The organism is uncultured Dubosiella sp. (assembly GCF_964018005.1).
Taxonomy (GTDB): Bacteria; Bacillota_I; Bacilli_A; order Erysipelotrichales; family Erysipelotrichaceae; genus Dubosiella; species Dubosiella muris.
This window is the reverse complement of sequence record NZ_CAXHOA010000003.1, coordinates 54,915-75,008: the sequence shown is the minus strand read 5'-3', so window position 1 is coordinate 75,008 and position 20,094 is coordinate 54,915. Positions and strand designations below refer to the sequence as shown.

At 52.3% G+C, this 20,094-nt stretch carries 18 protein-coding genes; 1 reads left to right on the top strand and 17 read right to left on the bottom strand.

From position 1 onward, the window contains the following. The first annotated feature begins 15 nt into the window (after positions 1-15). Positions 16-816 carry a hypothetical protein gene (locus ABNS49_RS03200; RefSeq protein ID WP_288343479.1) on the top strand — a complete coding sequence of 267 codons (801 nt, stop codon included), beginning with the start codon at positions 16-18 and terminating at the stop codon, positions 814-816. Between the two features lie 93 nt (positions 817-909). Here ABNS49_RS03200 and ABNS49_RS03195 read toward each other — a convergent pair whose 3' ends face one another. The 17 genes from ABNS49_RS03195 to ABNS49_RS03115 all read right to left on the bottom strand — a co-directional run bounded on the left by ABNS49_RS03195 (position 910) and on the right by ABNS49_RS03115 (position 20,092). Beyond that, on the bottom strand, positions 910-2,016 hold the full coding sequence (locus tag ABNS49_RS03195; RefSeq protein WP_288343477.1) for a hypothetical protein: 1,107 nt from the start codon (positions 2,014-2,016) through the stop codon (positions 910-912). 127 nt (positions 2,017-2,143) lie between these two features. Beyond that, entirely contained in the window at positions 2,144-2,566 is a 423-nt protein-coding gene (locus tag ABNS49_RS03190; RefSeq protein WP_288343475.1) for a hypothetical protein, read from the bottom strand. Positions 2,567-2,818: 252 nt separating this feature from the next. Beyond that, a complete protein-coding gene (locus tag ABNS49_RS03185) occupies positions 2,819-4,285 on the bottom strand; it encodes an LCP family protein (RefSeq protein WP_135980198.1) in 1,467 nt (488 codons plus the stop codon). 252 nt (positions 4,286-4,537) lie between these two features. Then, a complete protein-coding gene (locus tag ABNS49_RS03180; protein WP_135980197.1) occupies positions 4,538-5,149 on the bottom strand; it encodes an MBL fold metallo-hydrolase in 612 nt (203 codons plus the stop codon). A gap of 66 nt (positions 5,150-5,215) precedes the next feature. Then, complete coding sequence (rpmG, locus tag ABNS49_RS03175; RefSeq protein ID WP_016319100.1) at positions 5,216-5,365, bottom strand: 50S ribosomal protein L33; 150 nt, start codon at positions 5,363-5,365, stop codon at positions 5,216-5,218. A 96-nt stretch (positions 5,366-5,461) separates the two neighbouring features. Further along, positions 5,462-7,555 (bottom strand): penicillin-binding protein 2, encoded by a 2,094-nt coding sequence (locus ABNS49_RS03170; RefSeq protein WP_277820803.1) that lies wholly within the window; start codon positions 7,553-7,555, stop codon positions 5,462-5,464. A gap of 119 nt (positions 7,556-7,674) precedes the next feature. Beyond that, positions 7,675-9,156, bottom strand: a complete 1,482-nt coding sequence (locus ABNS49_RS03165; RefSeq protein ID WP_135980195.1) for a potassium transporter TrkG — start codon at positions 9,154-9,156, stop codon at positions 7,675-7,677. Beyond that, positions 9,146-9,823, bottom strand: coding sequence for an NAD-binding protein (locus tag ABNS49_RS03160; RefSeq protein WP_135980193.1), 678 nt, complete (start codon positions 9,821-9,823; stop codon positions 9,146-9,148). The genes ABNS49_RS03165 and ABNS49_RS03160 overlap by 11 nt, the downstream gene beginning before the upstream one ends. Beyond that, positions 9,813-10,256, bottom strand: coding sequence for a TrkA family potassium uptake protein (locus ABNS49_RS03155; RefSeq protein WP_135980192.1), 444 nt, complete (start codon positions 10,254-10,256; stop codon positions 9,813-9,815). The genes ABNS49_RS03160 and ABNS49_RS03155 overlap by 11 nt, the downstream gene beginning before the upstream one ends. A gap of 13 nt (positions 10,257-10,269) precedes the next feature. Next, on the bottom strand, positions 10,270-10,668 hold the full coding sequence (locus tag ABNS49_RS03150) for a hypothetical protein (protein WP_135980191.1): 399 nt from the start codon (positions 10,666-10,668) through the stop codon (positions 10,270-10,272). Positions 10,669-10,773: 105 nt separating this feature from the next. After that, positions 10,774-11,463: a response regulator transcription factor gene (locus tag ABNS49_RS03145; RefSeq protein WP_135980190.1), complete on the bottom strand. Its 690-nt coding sequence runs from the start codon at positions 11,461-11,463 to the stop codon at positions 10,774-10,776. Beyond that, complete coding sequence (locus ABNS49_RS03140; RefSeq protein ID WP_168353580.1) at positions 11,420-12,856, bottom strand: DUF4118 domain-containing protein; 1,437 nt, start codon at positions 12,854-12,856, stop codon at positions 11,420-11,422. Before ABNS49_RS03140 ends, ABNS49_RS03145 begins: the two co-directional genes overlap by 44 nt. Before the next feature lie 84 nt (positions 12,857-12,940). Beyond that, entirely contained in the window at positions 12,941-13,546 is a 606-nt protein-coding gene (locus ABNS49_RS03135; RefSeq protein WP_135980188.1) for a hypothetical protein, read from the bottom strand. Further along, on the bottom strand, positions 13,536-14,330 hold the full coding sequence (gene srtB, locus ABNS49_RS03130) for a class B sortase (protein WP_135980186.1): 795 nt from the start codon (positions 14,328-14,330) through the stop codon (positions 13,536-13,538). The genes ABNS49_RS03135 and srtB overlap by 11 nt, the downstream gene beginning before the upstream one ends. Next, entirely contained in the window at positions 14,296-15,426 is a 1,131-nt protein-coding gene (locus tag ABNS49_RS03125) for an FctA domain-containing protein (protein WP_288342814.1), read from the bottom strand. The genes srtB and ABNS49_RS03125 overlap by 35 nt, the downstream gene beginning before the upstream one ends. 35 nt (positions 15,427-15,461) lie before the next feature. Further along, complete coding sequence (gene lepB, locus ABNS49_RS03120) at positions 15,462-15,974, bottom strand: signal peptidase I (protein WP_135980184.1); 513 nt, start codon at positions 15,972-15,974, stop codon at positions 15,462-15,464. Further along, positions 15,971-20,092, bottom strand: coding sequence for an InlB B-repeat-containing protein (locus tag ABNS49_RS03115; RefSeq protein WP_289108287.1), 4,122 nt, complete (start codon positions 20,090-20,092; stop codon positions 15,971-15,973). The genes lepB and ABNS49_RS03115 overlap by 4 nt, the downstream gene beginning before the upstream one ends. Positions 20,093-20,094 lie beyond the last annotated feature (2 nt).

Below are 20,094 nucleotides of genomic sequence, written 5' to 3'. Positions count from 1 at the left end.
AAAGGAGGGAAAATCATGGGAATTCAAAGTAAAAACGGGCATTTTATCTTAACTGGCGACAACACGCTGATGCTTGGAAACTCAAAAGTTCGAATTTTCAAGCCGGCGATCCTTGCCATGTTTCCGTGCGAAAACGACGAGGATCTCTGCCATCGGATTTCGTTTCAAACGATGAAGGAAGTCATCGGCTTCGCGTTTGATCCATCCATCGAAAATCCATTCACTGTGCTTAAAAACCTGCGTGATCTAGTCATGATCCATAAAGTATGGAACGAAGTCACCCGGCAAATCGAGTATTGGAATTCCGACCTGGGAGATACTGAAGCGATCGTGGAAGAGCTTTGCCAGCTGTGGCCGCCAAGGACCCCGGAGCTTTCGCAAAATTTCGTGGATTTGCTCGACGATTTTCTAATGGAGTTAAACAACGCGCCCGCCAATTTACGACGGGGCAGCGCCAACTGGAACCATTCGATTGGCAACGCGTTTGATCCGGCTGAAGCGTATGGGGTCGATGAGGAGAACATGCGCTTTCAGCTAGGCTATGTGGATGGATTTATCTTGCAAATCATAGAGAACGGCTTCATTCCTACCGGATCTGGAAAAGAAATGTGCATCTATACGGGGTTTCATAGCGACGGTTCTCCATTTGTCTACTCTTCGCAAAATCCGGAAAATGAATTTGAAACGGTGGACAATGTTGGTCCTTGCGATTTTCAAATCGTATATCCAGTTTTTGACTTGGACACTTGGAAATCCATCGGAGAACGGACTTTTTCCGGAACGATTGCCTTGCCGCCCGATCCGGAGGAGCAGTAAAAAAAGCAATACAATGTGGACAATGAAAATTGTCCTTTTTGCCGTTCATCTACAAAAAAGCCAGACTTTAACGAAAAAGTCTGACAAAATTTCTTAATAACACTTTTTGCAAGGCTCAAAGCCCCACGCAATCGCCTGTTCTTTGGAAACTTGCGATGGATTTTTCATATTCGAGCACGAGGCGTGCGTGTGGTATTTGCTTCCGGTTCGAGGAATCCATACGAGCGTGCTTTGATTGTCCACGGCTTGCGTCTGGGATTGGAGCTGCTGCTCAGCGAGCGCTTGCTGGCGTTTCGCCTCTTCTTCCGCCCGCTTTTGTTCCTCTTCGGCTTTTTTACGCGCCTCTTCCTCTTGCCGCTTTTTTTCTTCCGCTTCTTTTTTCAAATCGCGAATATCGCTTGTTTTGCGATCAATCACAAATTCGGGCTGCTCGTTGTAAACAAACACGTCAAAAGACAGCATATCGTCTTCCATAGACCGCGCCTTAAGGAAAACGCCGTTACATAGCTTCGCTTCCGGTTCGTACAATGGATCGACGCGGTATGTCACGTGGTTTCCGGTTTCGGCGATGTAGTCTTCAATTTTTGAAAAATAATTTTCCAATTCACTGGCAAACGCCGGCGTTCCCGCGACGATCAAGCCGTCCTGCGCCTGATCCATCAACTCGACCGGCACCAGACGAGTCTTTTGATAAAACTGATCGGATTCAATAAAATCGGACGTGACTGATTTCCATCCCAATGGCTCGAAATCCTCTTCTACCTGCCAATCCTGCCGCACATTGTCGGCACCAAGAACAACAGCCGTCGTTTCCACTTTTCCTTCTTTGGCTTTCACATACAATTCATCAAACAGCGATTCTGCATTCAACGTCGGTTTTTCCTCGCTCACAACAAAGGAGGCGGAACCTGAAAAAGCCGGAACGTCTTGTTTGGAGGCTTTCGCCATCGCATTGACTGCCAGTTCCTGCGCCGTCGACCGCGTCTGTTCCAATTCCGAAATCAAGGCGTCCTTCTCGTTTTCCAGTGTTTGATTCGAGTCCGTCAGATGAACCACTTCTTGATTTGCTTGCGCCAACTCGCTTTCCAATCGGGAAACTTCCCCGTTTTTTGTCAGGCCAAAGCCCAGCCCGCCCATTCCAAGCAAAGCCGCCAGACCAAAACATAAAAGATTGTTTTTTCCTTCTTTAAACCCTTTCATTTCAATTTCTCCTTCTTCTTTTATCTCATTATATACTGACTCGACGAAGAAATAAAACAAAAATCTTATTTCTATAAAAAAAGAGAGAAAATCAAAGGATTCCCTCCATTTTCTCTCAATCCTTGTTCTACCATCCACGACGGCAATGTCCACCGCCCTGGCCATGATGCCCGCCACCGTAGCCTTTCGGTTGTTGTGGCATACAGTTTGGCGCTTGCGCGCAATTTTGTCCCTGTCCGCCATTGCCCGTTGGAACATCTTGCGTCGTGGTGTTTTGCGTGACAGCCTGGACTTGCGCCTGTTGTTGTCGCTGCCAGGCGCGTTCCCGTTTTTGGACGCACGCTTCCTGCACCTGTCCATCAATGACGCATTGCGCCCGCTGATAGCAGTCCCGCATCGGATTGACGCAAAACGCAAAATCCGTCATACAAAACGGCTCACCGTTTTGAACCTCGCTCTCATTGGCCAGCGCGGAAACGCCGCCCAATCCAAGCACACACGACAACCCGATCCCGAATAAAATCGCTTTTCCTTTTTTTACCTTCCTCATCTTTCCTGCTCCTTGTTAAGTCCATTCTGGCATCCTCGATTTTAAAAGGCAAGGACAAGTAAAAGAAAAAATCCGAAACGAAGAGACAAAATAAAAATAGCCCCTCAAATAGTTTGGAAGACTAGAGGCTATTTTTATCTCTATAAAAATCCGAACCATCATTGAACATAATGGGTTCCTTTTTCGATTTCATTATAAGTCCCGCTCTTTTTTTTTTGCAAGGAAAAGAAAAAAGTCCCGAAAGACTTTTCATCAATGATTCACATACGGCGGCGTCTCGCCATGGAAAATCGAGTCGATATCCGCTTTCGCGTTGGAAATCGTCATTTCGTTTGGATACATGACGTACGCGTTGTTTTGCAGTTCGTATGCGAAGTCCGTTCCCCCCGTTCCATTGACGGAATAATTGTAAATCGTCCACGGCGCGTCGCTGGACAGCTGCGCGTTGACAAGCGCGGCGATTTCCTTCGTCGACATATTCGTCTGGAACGATTTGGAAATCGACTTCATGATGCCCGCGTAGTTGGATAAAATCGCCGGCGACGTGATCTTGTCGATAATCGCGGTCAGCACCCGCATTTGGTTGCGTCCCCGCTCGCGATCCCCTTCCGTGAAGGAATAACGTTCCCGCACGAAGCCAAGCGCCATATCGCCATCCAGATGCACCTTGCCAGGCGCGAAATGATAGTTTCCATGCAAAGAAGTAAATTCGTCGACATTGTCCACATCCACGCCGCCCAGCTCGTCAATGATCGTCACAAGGCTGGAAAAGTTGACCCGGACATTGTAGTTGATCTCGATCCCGAACAGCTTCTCCAGCGTCCGTTCCGTCGTTTCAATGCCATGCAGCCCCGTATGCGTTAGCTTGTCCATTTTCCCCTGGGCGCATCCCGCCGAAGCGTCGCACGCCGTCTCCACGTAAAAGTCACGCGGAATGGAAATCACAAGAATCTGGTGCGTCTGCGGATTGACCGAAGCGATCAAGTTCACATCGCTGCGCGAAACGTCCTCGATCGAGCCATACGTGTCGATGCCGCTAATTAAAACGTTGAACGGCTCGCTCGCCGTGTTGACGCCGCTGGACGAATCCGTCTTTTGAATCGCGTACTCCACATCGAAAACCGGCACGATTTCCTCGCGAATCCGGTTTTGCCCCTCCATCTCTTCGATGGTGCCAAGGTACGACTGATCGAGCACGATGCCGTCGATCGCCTGCCCCTTCAAGTCGTTCACCATTTGAATCGACGACTCGTATTGTTTCCCCACAACCTCGATTCCTTTCGCCTTCAAGCCATCAAGCACCCGTTTCGTTCCCTCCGCATCCGGGTTCACATAGCCAATCGTGCGCCCGTCCAGCTGCTCCGGCTTCTCAATGACATGGTTGTTCAACACGTACACACTCGAAATTTTCCGGATTTGATCACCATACGTCAAAGAGCGCAGCGCGCCGTTGGTCACCTGCAAGTAATACGTGCCAAAACCCGTCGCGAGCGCCAAAGCCAAAGCCAGCACCACGCCCAGCACGCGGGAAAGCACGCTCTGGACCCGAAGCATGAGCACAAGCGCGATGAGCCACAACAGCACGACAATCACGACGATCATCGCCAAAATCTTATTCGGAACCATGCCCAGCGTAATCAACTGATAAGAAAACCAAGCCGCCAGAACGCCGACTCCGACGCCTAGCACCCCTGTAATCCACTTCCAAACATCTTTCATTGAAACCCTCCGTTTTTATTGAAAACCGCAGTCCTATGATACTCGACTTGATTCGCTTTGACAACCGGATTCGCGCAATCCGGCTGTATCAGTATAAATAGCGCAATTTTCGCAATGGAATATTTAGACAAACCGCTTTAAAATAAGACTATTCATAATCGAATCCCTTCGAATCATGATGTACTGTGTGTGGCGTTTCCGATGGAGACGTCTTTTTTTTATTCAAGCGAAAAAAAACCGGATCTCTCCGGTTTAGCGAAAATAAGGATTCCAGCGCAGCTCCTGACCAATCGTTGTCGCCGGACCGTGGCCCGGATACACGACCAAGTCTTGCGGCAGCGTCTTCAAATACTGAATCGACGCCATCATATCCCGCTCGCTTCCTGTCGGCAAGTCGACCCGGCCAACCGACCCCTGGAAAAGAACGTCGCCAGTAAACAAGGCGTCCTCGATCCGGTAAATCGTCGAGCCAACCGAGTGGCCCGGCAGCGTCTTGGCCTCCACCTCGAACGCCCCGATTTTCTGCATCCCGTCATGGACGGCTTTGGGCACCGCGTGCGATTTCACCTTGGCGTAAAAATACGCCGAGCCGTTCAGCCGCATGTCGTCCAAAAAATCAAACTCTTTTGGATTCATATACACATCCACACCATATTCCTCAATCAAACCATCCAGTCCGCCAATGTGGTCGAAGTGGGCATGCGTCAAAAGAATCGCGTCCAGCGTCGCCTCCTCTTCTGTCAGCAGCCGCTTCAAAGCGGAAAAATCGTCGCCCGGGTCGATTACCAGCGCGTGATGGTCTTTCACGACCACATAGCAGTTGGCCTCCACCGGCCCCAAAGGCTGGGTAAACACTTTTATCATTTCTATTTCCTCGTTTCCTTCGAGCAACTTGGAATCCGAATAAAAAAGACCGTTTTCCGGCCTTTTTTATCGTTTCTCCTTGTGCTCAGTTTTTTGATTGCATTTCGGGCAATACTTATTGACTGTCATACGTTCAGGATGTTTTTTCTTGTTACGTGTACCAATGTAGTTTTCTTCACCACAAACAGAACATTTAAACGTTATACGATCTCTCATGGTCGGTCCTCCTCACATTACTTCAAAATGATACCACAGTCCCGGTTTCCTTGGCAAGGAGAACGTCAAAGAACGCGACAAATCAAGACGCAAACTTTACTGCGGATACAATTCGAAATATTTGTCCAGCACCGGTCCGACAACCGAAGAGCCGCAAATGTTGTCCGCGACGCTCTCGTTGTTGACCGACGACGTCGGCGACACGCACGCGAACGCCACTTTCGGATCGTCGTACGGGCCAAACCCAAGCAGGTTCGCCGTCGTCCACACGCTCTCCACTTCCGCCGTGCCGGTTTTGGCCGCCATCGGCTGCTCCATGTCCTTGAGCGCGTTGCCGCAGTTGCCCGACGTCACACAAGCCCGGAACCCTTCTTTGACCCGATCCAAATACGCGTCGTTTTGTTCCGGAAGCACCGCTTCCAGACGCTTTCCGTACACGTCGAAAATTTGCGAGCCGCCCACTTCCTTGGCATACTCCAAAAAGTGCGGCCCGTACATATCGCCGCCAGTCGCGATGACCGACACGTATTGTAGCAGCTGCATCGGTGTATACATATCGAGCTGGCCAATCGAGTAGTTGAGCAGCTGGCCCGGATTCATGATCGCGCCCATGTAGCCCTGCACCTCGCCCGGAATGTCGAGGCCGGTTTTGTTGCCAAGGCCAAACATCGAGTAATAGCGCCGCATCTTGTTGAACGTGCCTTGCACATCGCCAATCGCCAGCGGCTTTCCTTCCCGGTACGTGTCCCCGCCAAGCCGGATCGCGACATGGAACATGTACACGTTACTCGACACTTCCAAAGCGGACACGTCGTTGACCGGCCCGTGGTTTTCAAACGAGCCGAATTCCTCGCCGTTGATATTCATGACCTCGTCCATGATCGTCTCGCCCGGCTTCACGACGCCTTCGCTCAAGCCCATGTACACCGTCGCGCCCTTGATGCACGATCCCGGGTTGGCCAGCGACACATAGTTGCCCGACGCGAAATACGTCATCTTTCTCGTTTCCAGGTCGATTTGATACCCCGAAAGCGCCAGCACCGAGCCATCGTTTGGATTCATCGTGCACATAAACAGCGACGTGAAGTTTTCCCGGTTCCGCGTGCCGGCGTTAGCCTGCAATACGTTTTTTACCGTGTCGTCCATCGTCAGCTGCAAGTCGATATCGACCGAAATCACGATGTCGTTGCCTTTTCGCGCGCTCTGCACGGTTTCCTTAAGCGCCAGGCCGTTCGAATCGTACGTGATCTTCGAAATTTCCTCGGTGCCCGCCAAAATATCGTTGTACTGGTATTCCAGTCCCGACACCCCGACCGGCGCGTTGAGCTGGTAGCCCTTCGACAAGTAGTATTCCTTCGACTCGGCCGGCAAGCCTTCCGTGCTCGTGGACACGCGCCCGAGAACGTCCGAAAGCGTTTCCCCATACGGGTATTCCCGCTTCCAGCCGCCAAAATCCACATCGAACCCCGGAAACTCGGTTTTATGCTCGACAAGATACGCCACATCCTCGTCCGGCACGTCTTCCAAAATGACGCTTTCCTGCCCGGTCGAAAGATTCGAAACCATCCGCGAATAAATGACATACGTTTTCAACTCGTCGTCACCCATTTCCTTCAGGTCCTCCTCGCTGATCCGCGACATCAAAATCGAGTACTTCCGCGATTCCGCGTCCGATCCCCACATGCCGCTGGTGTACGCCACCCGCTCCTTTTCCGTCAGGAAGTTGTTTCCCGCGTACCCGGGATCGTCGGCGTCCAGCATGTTTTTCCAGGCGATATACGCCTCTTTTTTCGCCTGCAGCGAAAAGTCGTCCAGCTTGACGTCAAACACCGTAGCCAGCCGGTTGGCGTAAATCAAATAATCCTCCGTCGTCATGTTGTTGGGCGACGTAAAGACGATGTTGTGCGAGACAACGGTTTTCGCCAGCACCCGGCCTTTGCAGTCGTAAATCTGTCCCCGCGGCGCGCTCGTATATTGAAGGATCGACGTGTAGTCGTCCTTTTTCACCACATAGTCGTGATAGGAAAACACTTGAAGATACACAAGTCTGCATAGTAAAACAAGAAACACGCCGCCAATCACGCTGGCGAACACGATGATCCGCTTCGACACCGAACGATCGACATCCGGCGCCGCGCCGGAAAACCGAAACGTGTGCTTCTTTACTTTTTTCATTTGTTTCTTGGGCAATCGTATCCCTCCTCTCGTATTCGTCCTATCCATTATACGTGCTGACCCGCCAAATTCCAAGCCGGCAGCGAACGGTTTGAAACCACAAAAAAATCCCGGGATGTGTTTCCCGGAATTCTTTATCCGCCGACTCTTTTCGAAAAAGCCGACCGGATGACGTTCCAGCCGCAAAACAAACCTGTAAAAATCAGGAAGATTTCCAGCCGGCCAAACACCATGCCAAACATTTCCACCAGCAAAACCGGTGCCGCGGTCGCCGGATTCGTCAAGCCAATCGACAAGCCAACCGTTCCAAGCGAGGAGGCGAACTCGAACATCCCCTCCGTCAAGCCGCAGCCCGCCGTTAGCGTAATCAGCAGCGAGCCGACCAGAAACAGGCAAAAGTACACGGTCACAAACGTCGTCGTGCCATCCTTGAGCGATTCGTCGATCGCCGTTTTTCCTTGCGCCGTTTCATAGTACGACACATGCACCTGGCGCTTGTTCGACACCATCGCCCGCATATGGTCTTTGGCAAAGCGTAGCATCAAATACACCCGGTTCAGCTTGATGCCGCCCGCCGTCGATCCGGCCCCGCCGCCAAACAGCATCAGCACGATCATCAAGCCAATCGCGAATGGCGGCCACGCGTCGTAAGCCATCGACGAGAACCCGCTTGTCGAAAGCGCCGACACGGAGTCGAACGCCGCGTGCTTGAAGCCGTCCCAAAGCGAAAGCTGGAACGCGTTCGAAAGCGAAACCGTCATCATCGGAATGACCACGAGCAAAACCACCGCCATGAACCGCACCTCGCTGATTTTCGAGAACTTTTTCCATTTCCCTTTGACCAGCAGCATCAGCGCCGCGAAATTCGTCGTTCCAATGAGCATCAAAACGATGGTCACGATGTCGATCGCTACCGACTCGTACTCGCCAATGCTGTTGAGACGCGTCGAAAAGCCACCCGTCGACAGCGCGCACATCGCGTGGTTGACGCCATCGAACCACGACATCCCCACCAGGCGGTACGCGATCGTTCCCGCCAGCAAAAAGCCGCAGTACATCAATCCGATCGCCTGCGCGCTCTTTTTCAAGTTCGGCTTGATTTGATCGGAATGGCCTTCCGCGTTGTACAAGCTCATCGACTGCTTCTCCACCACGATGACCATCATCACCGCCACGAAGCCCAAGCCGCCACAAAACTGGATGAAGCTGCGATAAAACAAAAATAAATCGGAACACTTCGTCACGTCGATGACCGAAAGTCCCGTCGTCGTCCAGCCGCTCACCGATTCAAAAAGCGCCTGCACCGGCGTCAGGCCCATACCAAACAAAAACGGAAGCGAGCCTACGAGGATTCCCCAAACCCAGGCGAAGAGCACCGTCAAACTCGTCCGCTGCAACGTCGGCCGCCACGCCGTATCCATCGTCCCGTCTTGGCGCCAGAAGGCGCATACGAGCATACCCAAAGCGACCGATCCCGCGCCAGGCACGAGAAACCAAACCGCCTCGCGCAAGCCGTTTTCCAAAAACGGAGCAAGCACGATTGGAAAGGAAACGAGAAGCCCTACGAGCATCATGATCCGTCCGGGCAGCGAATACTTTGTCAGTCTACTCGCCATATCCGTTTTTCTCCGTCAAGATCCGGATCGCGCTTTTCTCGTTTTCCGTCGTCAGCACGACGAGCCGGTCTTTCGCCTTCAGCTGCGTGCTGCCGTTAGGAATGATCGTGTCGTGACGCCGGTTGATGCACGCAACGATGACGTCGTCTGGCAAACCGAGCGCGCAAATCGGCTTGTCGATACACCACGCGTTTTTCGGAATCGTCACTTCCTCGATGTGCAACGCGTCGGTTTTCGGCGCGCTGACGCGCTTGATCTCTTCAACCGACGCCTGCTGCCGTATGAGCTCTGCCAGCTCTTCCAGCGCGCAAATCACGTGATCGACGCCGCGCTTCAAAAAGAAATCCTGCTTTTTCGGATCGTTCACGAGCGAAACGGTTTTTTTCACCCGGAACAGCGTTTTGCACAATTCGCAAATGACCAGATTGTCCTCGTCTTTCGTGTTGAGCGCGATCGCCACGTCAAAGCCTTCGATGCCCGCGTCTTCGAGCACGTATGGCTTCGTGGCGTCCCCTTCGATTACCGTCAAAGACTCGATCATCGCCAGTTCCATGCAGTCCTGGTGGGACAAGTTGATCAAAGTGACTTCATATCCTTGTTTTAACATCGACAGCGCCAGCGAACGCGCCTTGCTGCGGCCGCCGGCAATCACTACTTTACGCCGCATGACTCGTCTCCTTTCCAGGCTCGATGAAAGCCTGCATCGCCGCGAAAGAAAGCTCGCATGGACAAACCACGTCCATGCCGGCGTTTTGCATGATGACTTTCTTATCCGGATCATACAACCGCGCCACCACGTGGTCGACATGGTAAATCGTTTGCGCCATTTGCGCGATCATCACATTCACATTGTCGTTGTCCGTCACGACTAGCACCTCGTCGGCGTGCGCCATCTCGATTTCGGACAGCGTGTCCAAATTCAATCCATTACCAAGCTTTGTCATTCCGGCAAAACCGCAAGACAGCTTGCGGAAGGCGCTTTGCGACTTGTCGACGATTGTCACGTCTTTGCCTTGCGCCGACAAAGCGTCGGCAAGCGTGGCTCCCAGGCGTCCGCAGCCAATAATAATAGTGTAAAATGATTGCTTTTGATTTCGCATTGTAATCTCCTTTCTATGAAAAACAATCCATCACGCGATTCATGCCCGCCAAATCCACGCCAAGCAATGACCGCTCTTTTGTTTTCCGTTGATTGTCGCAATAAATGTATCGGTTCCGCTTTCTGTCGTACACGGCGCTGCACCGATGCAGGTTTTCCTGCGCCGGCGCGTAGTCAGGCTCCAAAGCCAAAGCCGCTGTAAAATGACGAAGGGCCCGCTGGTGGGCTCCGCGGTATTCTTGTTCGATTCCCATCAAGTTGTGCGGAATGGCCGAATGCGGATACCAAAGCATGGCTTCCGTGATCTTTCCTTCCGCCTCGTCAAGGCGGCCCTGCTCGATGAACGATTGAACCGTTTGACACAATTCTTCCAATGCGTTTTGTTCTTTTGTTTTCAATTTTCTCGTTTTCATGATTTGTTCCTCCTTGTTTGTACCTTTGTTATACGCCAAAACGTATAAGGAGGGTGTGAGGAATCCAATCCGCGTGTGAGAATCGTGTGAGGAAATCCGGCTTTTCTACTCGCCGCGCAAGCGATAGCCGATGCCGATTTCCGTAAAAATGTATTCCGGCTTCGCGGGGTTTTTCTCAATTTTCCGCCGCAGCGAAGCCATCAACGTCCGCAGCGCCCGCGTGTCCGTCCCGTAATACGGACCATACACCGCTTTGATAATGGATTGCGTCGTCATCAGGCTGCCCTGGTTCTCAAACAAAACGAGCAGCAGCTTGTATTCCAGCGGCGTCAAATGAATCGGCCGTCCCTCCAGCTCGATGTCGTGACGCGAGGGATCCACTCGCAAATCGCCGGCCCGATATATTTTTCGTCCATCGGGCTGGGCGTGCCGCAGCGCCACCCGCAGGCGGGCCAAAAGCTCCGACACCGAAAACGGCTTCGTCAAGTAGTCGTCCGCCCCCGCGTCCAGCGCCTTGACTTTTTCCTGCTCCTGGTCGCGTGCCGATAAAATGAGCACCGGAACCGAAGAGGCGGCGCGCACGCCTTCCAGCACTTGCAGGCCATCCATGTCCGGCAAGCCTAAATCCAGCAAAATCAAATCCGGCCGCTGTGAAAAAAACAGCGCCAGTCCCTGTTCGCCATCGCTGGCGCAAAGCACCCGGTAGCCGTTTTGCTCGCAGGCGTATTGCACGAAACCGGCGATTTGGGCGTCATCCTCGACAATGAGCACCGTCTTGGGATTGTTCGTTTCCATGGTCGTTTTCTCCTTTCTTTTTGAGCGCGAATGTCAGCATGGCGCCCTGGCCCGACGCGCGGTTTTCCGCCTTGATCCAACCGCCATGGGCCTTGACGATGCTTTCGCAAATCGTCAGTCCAAGCCCCACGCCGCGGTGGGCGTCAACCGCCTGCCCCGCTTGCGTGTAAAACATTTCAAACACGTGCTCCATGTCCTGCGCGCGAATTCCCGCACCATGGTCCGCGACGCAAAAGCGCACCTCCCGGTCGGTTTCCTTTACTGTCAGCTCGATGGGCTGGCCTGGCGGCGTGTGCTTGCGCGCGTTTTCCAGCAAATTCAAAAGCACCTGCGTTATGAGCTTGGCGTCCATGTCCACCATCACGAAGTCTTTTGGCAGACGCACGTCGACGCGCTGGTTTGGATTGTTTTTTTCGAAAAGGCCCACCGCGTAGCCGACGACTTCCTCCACCGCTTCCGGTTGTTTATGGATTTGCATCCGTCCGTCGTTGATCCGCGTCAAAATCAAGATGTTTTCCACGAGGTCGTACAGCCAGCGCGCGTTTTGATAAATCCCGTCCGCCAGCTTGCGTACTTGTCCGCTTTGCTCGTGTTGGAGCATCTCGCTGCTGCCCATGATCGCGGAAAGGGGCGTGCGCAAATCATGCGAAATCGAACGAAGCAAGTTGGCCCGGTCGTGCTCCTGGATCCGCTCTTCCTGCGAACGGATCTTTTCTTGCACATTGTATTCCCGATCGAGCGCGATGGCCATGCACTCGCATATCGAGCGCACGAATTCCTCCTGGTCGGGCTGCACGGCCGGCGTCTTTTCATCGAACAAAAACATGCCAAATTCTTTTTGCGGTCCCTGGACGCACCAGCCCCGGCTCGAGCAGGCGCCATAAACGAACCGCGCCGGCTGGTGAAACGTCTGCTCAATCATCCGCGTGCCGATTTCCAAGATCTGCGCCTCGTCGCGCGCCTGGTTCAACTCGTTTGTCAGCAAATACAGTGCCCGCACTTGCGCCTCCTTGCGCTTGGTTTGCGCCAGATGCTCCTGGTCGCTGCTGACAAGCGCGCTGGTGAGCAGCGAGGTGATCGTCATCGTCATAAACGTGATCAGACACGTGGAATCGTACACGTTCAGCGTAAAATACGGCTCGGTGAAAAAGTAGTTGTAGATGAGCGTGCCGGCGATGGCGGCTAGCACGCCATAGATCGGATGGGCGCAAAAGCGGGCGATCAAAAAGATCGCGAAAGAATACAGCAAGACGATATTCGTTTCCGGAAAATCGAGCTTCCAAAACAGCGAGCCCAGCAGCGTGGCGCCAGCCAGATTGACGAAGACGATGAGCAGCTCCCTGCCCGAACCGTAAAGAACCGTCCGGCGCTTTTTTCCCTTTTCAAACTTCAATTTGGTTCCTCCTTTCTGCTCTTTCAAAGGAAAAGCCTGACTCCATCTCCATTTTTAAAACTTTCGATGAGATCAGGCTTAAGCTTATCCATTTTCTTTTTTTCCCATTCGGTACCAGCAAACGAGAACGAGGATCAGCAGCGCGCTTCCACACGCCAAATACCCCCACATCTCCCGCTGCGTATGCGCCGAGGTGTTCGGGCGGTTTGGCGCCGCTTCGGGCAAAGCGACGGAATCGAGCACGACATGAATCGTTTCTTTGGCCTGCTGTCCGGCCGGCGCGTTCCAATCCGAGGCGACCACGACCGCCCGCAAGGCGTTTTCGCCATTGGTCACGAGGATCTCGACACGAAAATCGCTGACGCCCTCGATTGACGCCTTGGACGGATCCTCGCTTGCCGCGCGCAAGCGATACACGTACGTGCCGGGCTGGTCGAACCCGATCACGGGCATGACCGAACGCGTTCCGGCAAGCACGACACATTCGCTGCCTGCCGGAGGAGGGGACCCATCCACCGCTTCCAGCGTGAATTTTACCCCCGTCTTCGGTTTGGGCGCGCGGGTGGACACCACTTCCACGGGAATGTTGACCGTGACTTTGTTCGTAAACGAATAAGCCGGCACACTTCCCCAAAGCATCATCACGCAAGCCGCGCCTATGCCGATCCATGATATGAGTTTATTTTTCATGTTCCACCACCTTTACCACTTGCGCGAACACGATCGTCCGCCCTTCCGTTTCCGCGCTGTTGCATGTGCTGAGCGCGAAGATCATCGGCGAAGCGTCGACTGGATCCCGAAAGTATTTCGAATGCTTTTTCAAATACCGGACTAGAGAAGACGTGTCCCGCTCGTGAATTTCGCGCATGGAATACACCGCGCTGTTGGCCGCGTCGGTTTCCAGCACCGCGAAGATCTTCAGCCGGTATTCCCTGCCGTCTTTCGTGAGCACGGTTCCATCCACATGCCCGTCAAAATATTTTTTCTGCGTAAACTTCATCACATCGCCAAACATGCCGCCGTTTTTCATATGGTGTCCATATAAAATATTGTACGGATCGTCCAGATCGGGATTGTTTAAATGGGAGAGAAAGATCGCTCCCGCCAGCGAAAACGATCCATCCGCCGCTTTGTTGATGTACTCCAAATCGTCTTTTCCCTGCACGATCGGCTGGTCGATATGCGTTTTGTCAATCGTGATCCAGCCAATCACATCCGGATTGAGCTTCAACAGCTCTTCAAACGAGAGCGGATCGTCGGCGTCCGGCTTGAACTTCGCCATCTGCGAAGGCAGTCCGGCTTGCGATTGTCTCCAATCGTCGAAAAGACAGTAAAAGCAGTACACGCTTCCAATCAGTAGCACGAGAATCGTCAAGACCGACAAGATCTTGTTTCCGATTCGTGCCAGGCATGCCGCTTGATGCAGACGAGAAGAGGGCTTATTCGTTGTCCTTCTTCTTTCTGAACATCGCATAGCCAAGTCCGCCCAATACGGCAACGCCGGCTACGTAAGGACCGTATGTTGTGAAGAACGCCGTCGGAACAGTTCCCTGACGATAGTTCACAAAGTTCCATGTATCATCGCTTGTTCCAACCTTACCGGTCAATGTTTCTGTCATCGCATCCACCGTATCGTCGGATTTATCACCACTTGCCAAATTGATGCTGACATTGTAATCAGGCTGCGGATTGGTTTCCGTCACCGTGAACGTGTCATTGGCGCTCAATCCATAAACAGTAAACGTCTGGTTTTGTCCCAGTTTAATATTTGGCAGCGTCGCCACACCATTCGTGGCCTGTAAGGTTTGATACGAACCATCCGGCATTTGAACGTACAACGTTTGATTTGGTTCTGTCGTGTTGACTTTCAAAGTATAGTCAAATACTAAACTTGTATCCGCAGCATTACCTGTGATGTAATTTTGAATCGTCAAATCGTGTGTCGTATACGTGTTGCTGAAGTCGAATTGATCGACTTTGAACGTGGAAGGATTGGCTGTGCTCGCGCCCGCCTGACCTGCGTTCCATGCGATAATATCCGTTACTTCCTTCGCGTTTGTTGTCACGTTGTTTGTGACATACACATCTAAATAATAGGAGGCCGTGGAGTTCGGCGTTAGCGCCAAGCCATCATATGTTGGCGTCTGCTCGGTTACCACATATCGGTAGATTCCCGCGCGAGGGAAAGTAGCCGTCGAACTCGGTGTCAATGTAGCATGGTTAGAATAACCAACTGGATTTCCCGATTGGATGATGGTCGTCGTATTCGCAACCGGAGCGATGCTTACCGTGGAAGGAAAGACATTCGCGATTCCCGGATAGATCGGGTTTCCATTGTAGCTGCTCACATTGATATCCGCCTGCGTGCCTGGTTGAATATTGAATACAACCGGATCTTGCGGAACTGGCACATTTGGATCTTTATGCAATGTTTTTACAATATCAATGGATATGCCGGGCGTATTCGTGTTTCCGTTTTTTGCGAAAGCCGGTGTCAACATCGCCCCACCCATCACTGCCGCCAATGACAAAGCGGCGATAGACATTAAACCTTTTTTTAATGTATTCATTTTCATCTCCTAAGATTCATTTCTTTCTTTTCACGCTAGATTTGCGAGCGTCTGATAATCGTGATGACAGTCCCGATGATCTGGCTTTTATTTACCGGACCAAAACTTCGACTGTCAACTGCCCCTTCCCTAAAATCGCTCAAAACGAAATATTCGTCCTCTTTCAAGGTGAGCGGATATTTCACATCGCCTTCATACGCAGGCGTTTCATAGTAAATGGATGGATTGGATGTCGGGTTGCCGTTGATATACAACGTTTCGTCCTGAATCGAAACCGTGTCTTTCGGCCCCGCGACGATCCGCCCCGTGTATTTTTTTCCATCCTCTTTGTAATAGACGACCTGTCCGACCCGTTTGGTCGAAGGCAGGCAATACACCAGCTCGATATCGCCGATCCGGATGGCCGGCTTCATATCGTCGCTTGGCATGACGACGATTCGAAAAACGAAACCAAACAGGATGACCATCGCCACCACGAAGATGGCGAGCCGCTTCAAAAACAATTTGATTTCGGCTTTGTCCTTTTTTCGTTGCTGATCATCGCTCATCCTTTTCTCCTTCGCAGCAGAAATCCGGCCATCGCGATCAAGGCGCCCGCCATCAAAAGATAAGGCGTCCAGTCATTCGAGTCGTAGGCGGTTGGCGGCGGACTGGTGCGCCGGTTCGTGAACGTGCACGTCGAATCGCCAACGACTTGCTGCGCGGCCGACCTGTTCGTTCCCGATACGGATCCATTGCCGTTGGCAGCCTGCCACGAGGTTTCATACAAGGAACTCGGATTGGTTTGAACGATCGAATACGTTGTTCCATCCGGAACATTCAGCGTCGCCTCCTGCCCGCTTTCCAATGTGACCTCGTAGGTGTTGTTTCCTACCAGCTTTACATTGCTGGATGCCGTGACCGACATTTGACTGGATGGACTCAGCGTGATCCGGTATGTGAATGCCTGATGGGCGTCGGCGTCCAAATTGCCATTCACATTGTCGCTACGCAACGTAAGAGTCTTCATCGCCGGCGTGTACTCGCCATACAAGGTCGTATCCTGCGCCATCGTGCCATTCAAGTTGGCTGCGTTCGTCAGCGCCTCGTTCGTGTACCATCCCTTCAACGTATAGGTGATTCCGTTGACCGTCTTGTCCGGCATCGCCGGCGCGACACTCGACAACGGATCGTTCGTGTCCAGTTTGACTGGCGCGTAGTTTTGCACATCCGTAAACTGTTGCGAGCCTACGTCCTTTACCTTAAACGTCATCTCGTTGTACGTGTTCAAATGGATCGTGCCGTTCAAACGATAGTTGGCGGTTTGCGAAGCGGGATAGAAGTTGTTCGCTCCAGGCTCCACCGCCTGCACCGCTTTCAATGTATCCCATGAGGAAATCGTGTAGTAGCCCGGCTGTCGGGCTTGCGCGCTGTTTGCGTCTGCGTACACGTATTGTTTTCCCTGATACGTGATATTCGGATAGATGGCCGGTCCGGTAATGTCCGGATTGAAATCCATATAGTTTGTTTGGACCGCCGCTTTATCCACACTCAACAATGGTCCGGCGCTCGCCTGCCCTTGACCGAGTCCGACATACGTTCCATCCGGAAGTTTGCCATAGGAATAAATATTTTGTTTTATGTATGGCCCTTTGGCGTAAATGATGCCCAGCGTGCTCTGCCCGGCCGGAATCACAATATCGCCGGTGGAAAGCGTTTCACGCACTTGCCCGTCCCATTGATAGTAGGTTTTGTAGCCTTGCTGGGCAAGGCTGTTCTGGGAAATGTCGAACGTGGTTTGATCCGGTAAATAAAACCGGAAAACCTGTGATTGAATCGGCATGTTCCACGTATAGTCTCCTGGCCCGGTCTCGGTCATCTGCGTGTTTTGAAAAGCCGGAATCGCGTGGATCGGATAGCCGGCAGCCGGAATCGTGAAGTTTGGCCCCGGGTTCGAGCTTGTGATCGCGAACGAGGCTTTTTGCTGCGCATCCGACGGTCCGTTGATTTGGGTCTTGATCATCAGCTCGTTCATAGGCTCGTATTTTTTATACAGCGTCACATTGCTTTCGACCGGGTTTTTCGTTTTGTATGTTCTTGACGTCTGGCTTTCCTGCACCAAATCCGCTTTGATCGTACATTCCGGATTGGTATAGAACTGCGTCGCATAATATTCTTTTCCATTCCATGATTTAATATAATTCAAGGCGATATTGGTAACCTCGCCACCTTCGTCAACATAGCCATACCGCTCCCGCGTGTACGTCGTGCTGCCCGGATTCATCGAATAAATCGCGAACGTGTAGCGCATCGGATTTAATGTGATCGTCCCGTTGAGCCAGTAAACCGACCCGGCTTGCGGCGTGTAGGCGCTGTTGTCGCCGGCAATCACCATGTTTTTCGCTTCCAGAGAATCCCATTGAATCGTGTACTCGTTGGTTCCCGGCGTCGCGTCTGCCGTATAGGCGTACGTGATTCCGTTATAGGTAATGTTCGGATAGCGCGCGGGATAGTCGATCGTCGTGGAGTTGTCCATCAAATTCACGCCCGTTTGCGCCTGGCCGGGAAGCGGCAAATTGACGCCGGTCGCGCTTGCCGTGCCAAGACCCATCGTCGCCAGCACCTGACCGCTGCCATCTTTGATGTTTCCATACGTGTACACCGCATTGACCGGCATGTACGTGGCGTAAAGGGTCGTGTTGGCGTTTACCGTTCCGTCCATATCCGCCTTGGTCGTTAAATTCTCGTTTGTGTACCACGAGGATAGCTTGTAGGTGACACCGTTTTGTGTCATATCGGAATCGGGCGGATTCAACGAAGACAAAGGATCCCCCTGAATGAGAGGTCCGGGGTTAAAGTTGCGCATCGTTTCAAAATTCGTGCTGCCCGGATAGCGAACCTTAAACGTCACATCGTGCGGGATGATTCGATTCAAAATGACATCGCCTGTCATCAAGTACGAAATAGGATTATCACTCGTTGTATACATATCGTTGCTGCCGGGCCTCCGGTTGTAGGCGCTTTGAATTTTTGTCCAGTTCACCGTGAAATAGCCCGGCTTTGTCTGCTGCTCCGGCGTCGCGGCGTATTGATACGTGTAGCCGCCGACCGTGATCGTGGCGTATCCGTTGATTTGCGTTCCCGTAAAGCTAGGCGAAATATTTTGATTCGGATTGTCGTTTGGATAAAGGATATCCGGATGCATCGTAAACAAGTTCAACCCTAGAGGCCAGTACCCTGGTCTTGTTACAGTTGGTCCCCAGACTTTTCCGGTTCCCATTCCGTAATCCGACAGCAGTGTCGTATTTTTATCATCGGAATACACCACGTTCGCGTACGTATACACATCGTATCGAATATATGGCTGCTTGCAGTTGATGAAATAAAACGATTCGTTGGAGCTGAGCGTGATCGGATCGCTCGTGTTTCCACGGACAATTTGGTGCTTCCATTGCCAGTACGTGTCGTACCCCTGGGAGGAGTAATCGTCCTCCACGATTTGGAACGTCGTGCCGACCGGCATGTAAAAGCGAATATCGCTGTCGTCCGGCAAATTCAACGTATAGTCGTTTGTACCGTTTTTCGTGATGTCGCTGGATATCGCCGGCGTATAAATATCGGCCGGCGAATTCGTCGTCGCCGTCAAATGCCACGTGAATGTTTGGGAAGGCGGATTTTCCGTGTTGATGAGCTCTCGCATCCGCACATAACGCGATTCCACGTATTTGGCGTACAAGGTCATCGACGCGTTGACTGGCGCGTTCATATCCGCTTTTTGGGTGCACGCTTCATCGGTGTACCAGTTCGTTAACAAGTTGTCGCCTTTTACCTTTTCAAGTTGCGCGTTGGTCGGAAACGTCACCGCTTGCAACGTGTCGCCCGCGTTGATTTCCTGGGTCGTATCGCTCCAGTTGGTCACACTTTCATACGACGTGCTGCCCGGATACTGGACCTTGAAGTCGATGGTCACCTTTTGGGCGGCCCGCTCGATGGCGCGCGCCTTTTTCGGCTTTTCCTTTGGCGCCATTTGCGCGAGAACGATTTTTTCAATTTGCTCTCCGTCAAAGGAAACCGTGTTTCCATTAAAGTCGTTGGAAGAGGCAAGCGGATGGAGATTGCCATCGACTACCTCGTATAAAACGCAAGGCAGCGTGGAATCGTCCAGTTCAAAACGCGCTTTGAAAGAGCCCGCGATTGCCGGACTCAATGACCATTCTTTGATAGATTCCACCGATTCATCGTCCGTTTCCAGGGTGTCGCGCCACGCTTTTGCCGCCGTCGTTTCCTCTTTGATTTTGACAGCAGCCAGATCAAGGCCGGTGAGCTCGATGCCGTTGGCGCGAATCGTCGTTTCCACGTCATCCTTCTCTTCGTCCTCTTCCTTCGCTTCCTCTTTTGGCTGCTCGGGTTCGGCCGGTTGCGGCGTGTCCTCCACCGGTTCTTCTACGTCATTTGGTGTGGATGAGTCGGGAGGCGGATTTGTGGATTCGACCGGAATTTCTTGTTGGGGTGCGGGAACTTCACATTCTTCCGCTACCTGGCCGGTTTCTTCTGTCGTTTCCGCCACGGATGGATCCTCGGCTGGCGCTTCAGAACCGGCTTCTTCGGCTTGAACAGGAAGAACATAACTAACCGACAAAGTGCCGGTTAATGCGAGACAAAACAATCCTCGCAATCCTGTTTTCATGG

Excerpts from the sequence above, each read along its gene's own strand:
- ABNS49_RS03115 (WP_289108287.1), bottom strand. The coding sequence starts at position 20,092 with ATGAAAACAGGATTGCGAGGATTGTTTTGTCTCGCATTAACCGGCACT.
- lepB (WP_135980184.1), bottom strand. The coding sequence starts at position 15,974 with ATGAGCGATGATCAGCAACGAAAAAAGGACAAAGCCGAAATCAAATTG.
- ABNS49_RS03150 (WP_135980191.1), bottom strand. The coding sequence starts at position 10,668 with ATGAAAACGAGAAAATTGAAAACAAAAGAACAAAACGCATTGGAAGAA.
- ABNS49_RS03180 (WP_135980197.1), bottom strand. The coding sequence starts at position 5,149 with ATGATAAAAGTGTTTACCCAGCCTTTGGGGCCGGTGGAGGCCAACTGC.
- ABNS49_RS03135 (WP_135980188.1), bottom strand. The coding sequence starts at position 13,546 with ATGAAAAATAAACTCATATCATGGATCGGCATAGGCGCGGCTTGCGTG.
- rpmG (WP_016319100.1), bottom strand. The coding sequence starts at position 5,365 with ATGAGAGATCGTATAACGTTTAAATGTTCTGTTTGTGGTGAAGAAAAC.
- ABNS49_RS03155 (WP_135980192.1), bottom strand. The coding sequence starts at position 10,256 with ATGCGAAATCAAAAGCAATCATTTTACACTATTATTATTGGCTGCGGA.
- ABNS49_RS03165 (WP_135980195.1), bottom strand. The coding sequence starts at position 9,156 with ATGGCGAGTAGACTGACAAAGTATTCGCTGCCCGGACGGATCATGATG.
- ABNS49_RS03185 (WP_135980198.1), bottom strand. The coding sequence starts at position 4,285 with ATGAAAGATGTTTGGAAGTGGATTACAGGGGTGCTAGGCGTCGGAGTC.
- srtB (WP_135980186.1), bottom strand. The coding sequence starts at position 14,330 with ATGCGATGTTCAGAAAGAAGAAGGACAACGAATAAGCCCTCTTCTCGT.
- ABNS49_RS03190 (WP_288343475.1), bottom strand. The coding sequence starts at position 2,566 with ATGAGGAAGGTAAAAAAAGGAAAAGCGATTTTATTCGGGATCGGGTTG.
- ABNS49_RS03160 (WP_135980193.1), bottom strand. The coding sequence starts at position 9,823 with ATGCGGCGTAAAGTAGTGATTGCCGGCGGCCGCAGCAAGGCGCGTTCG.
- ABNS49_RS03200 (WP_288343479.1), top strand. The coding sequence starts at position 16 with ATGGGAATTCAAAGTAAAAACGGGCATTTTATCTTAACTGGCGACAAC.
- ABNS49_RS03145 (WP_135980190.1), bottom strand. The coding sequence starts at position 11,463 with ATGGAAACGAACAATCCCAAGACGGTGCTCATTGTCGAGGATGACGCC.
- ABNS49_RS03125 (WP_288342814.1), bottom strand. The coding sequence starts at position 15,426 with ATGAATACATTAAAAAAAGGTTTAATGTCTATCGCCGCTTTGTCATTG.
- ABNS49_RS03195 (WP_288343477.1), bottom strand. The coding sequence starts at position 2,016 with ATGAAAGGGTTTAAAGAAGGAAAAAACAATCTTTTATGTTTTGGTCTG.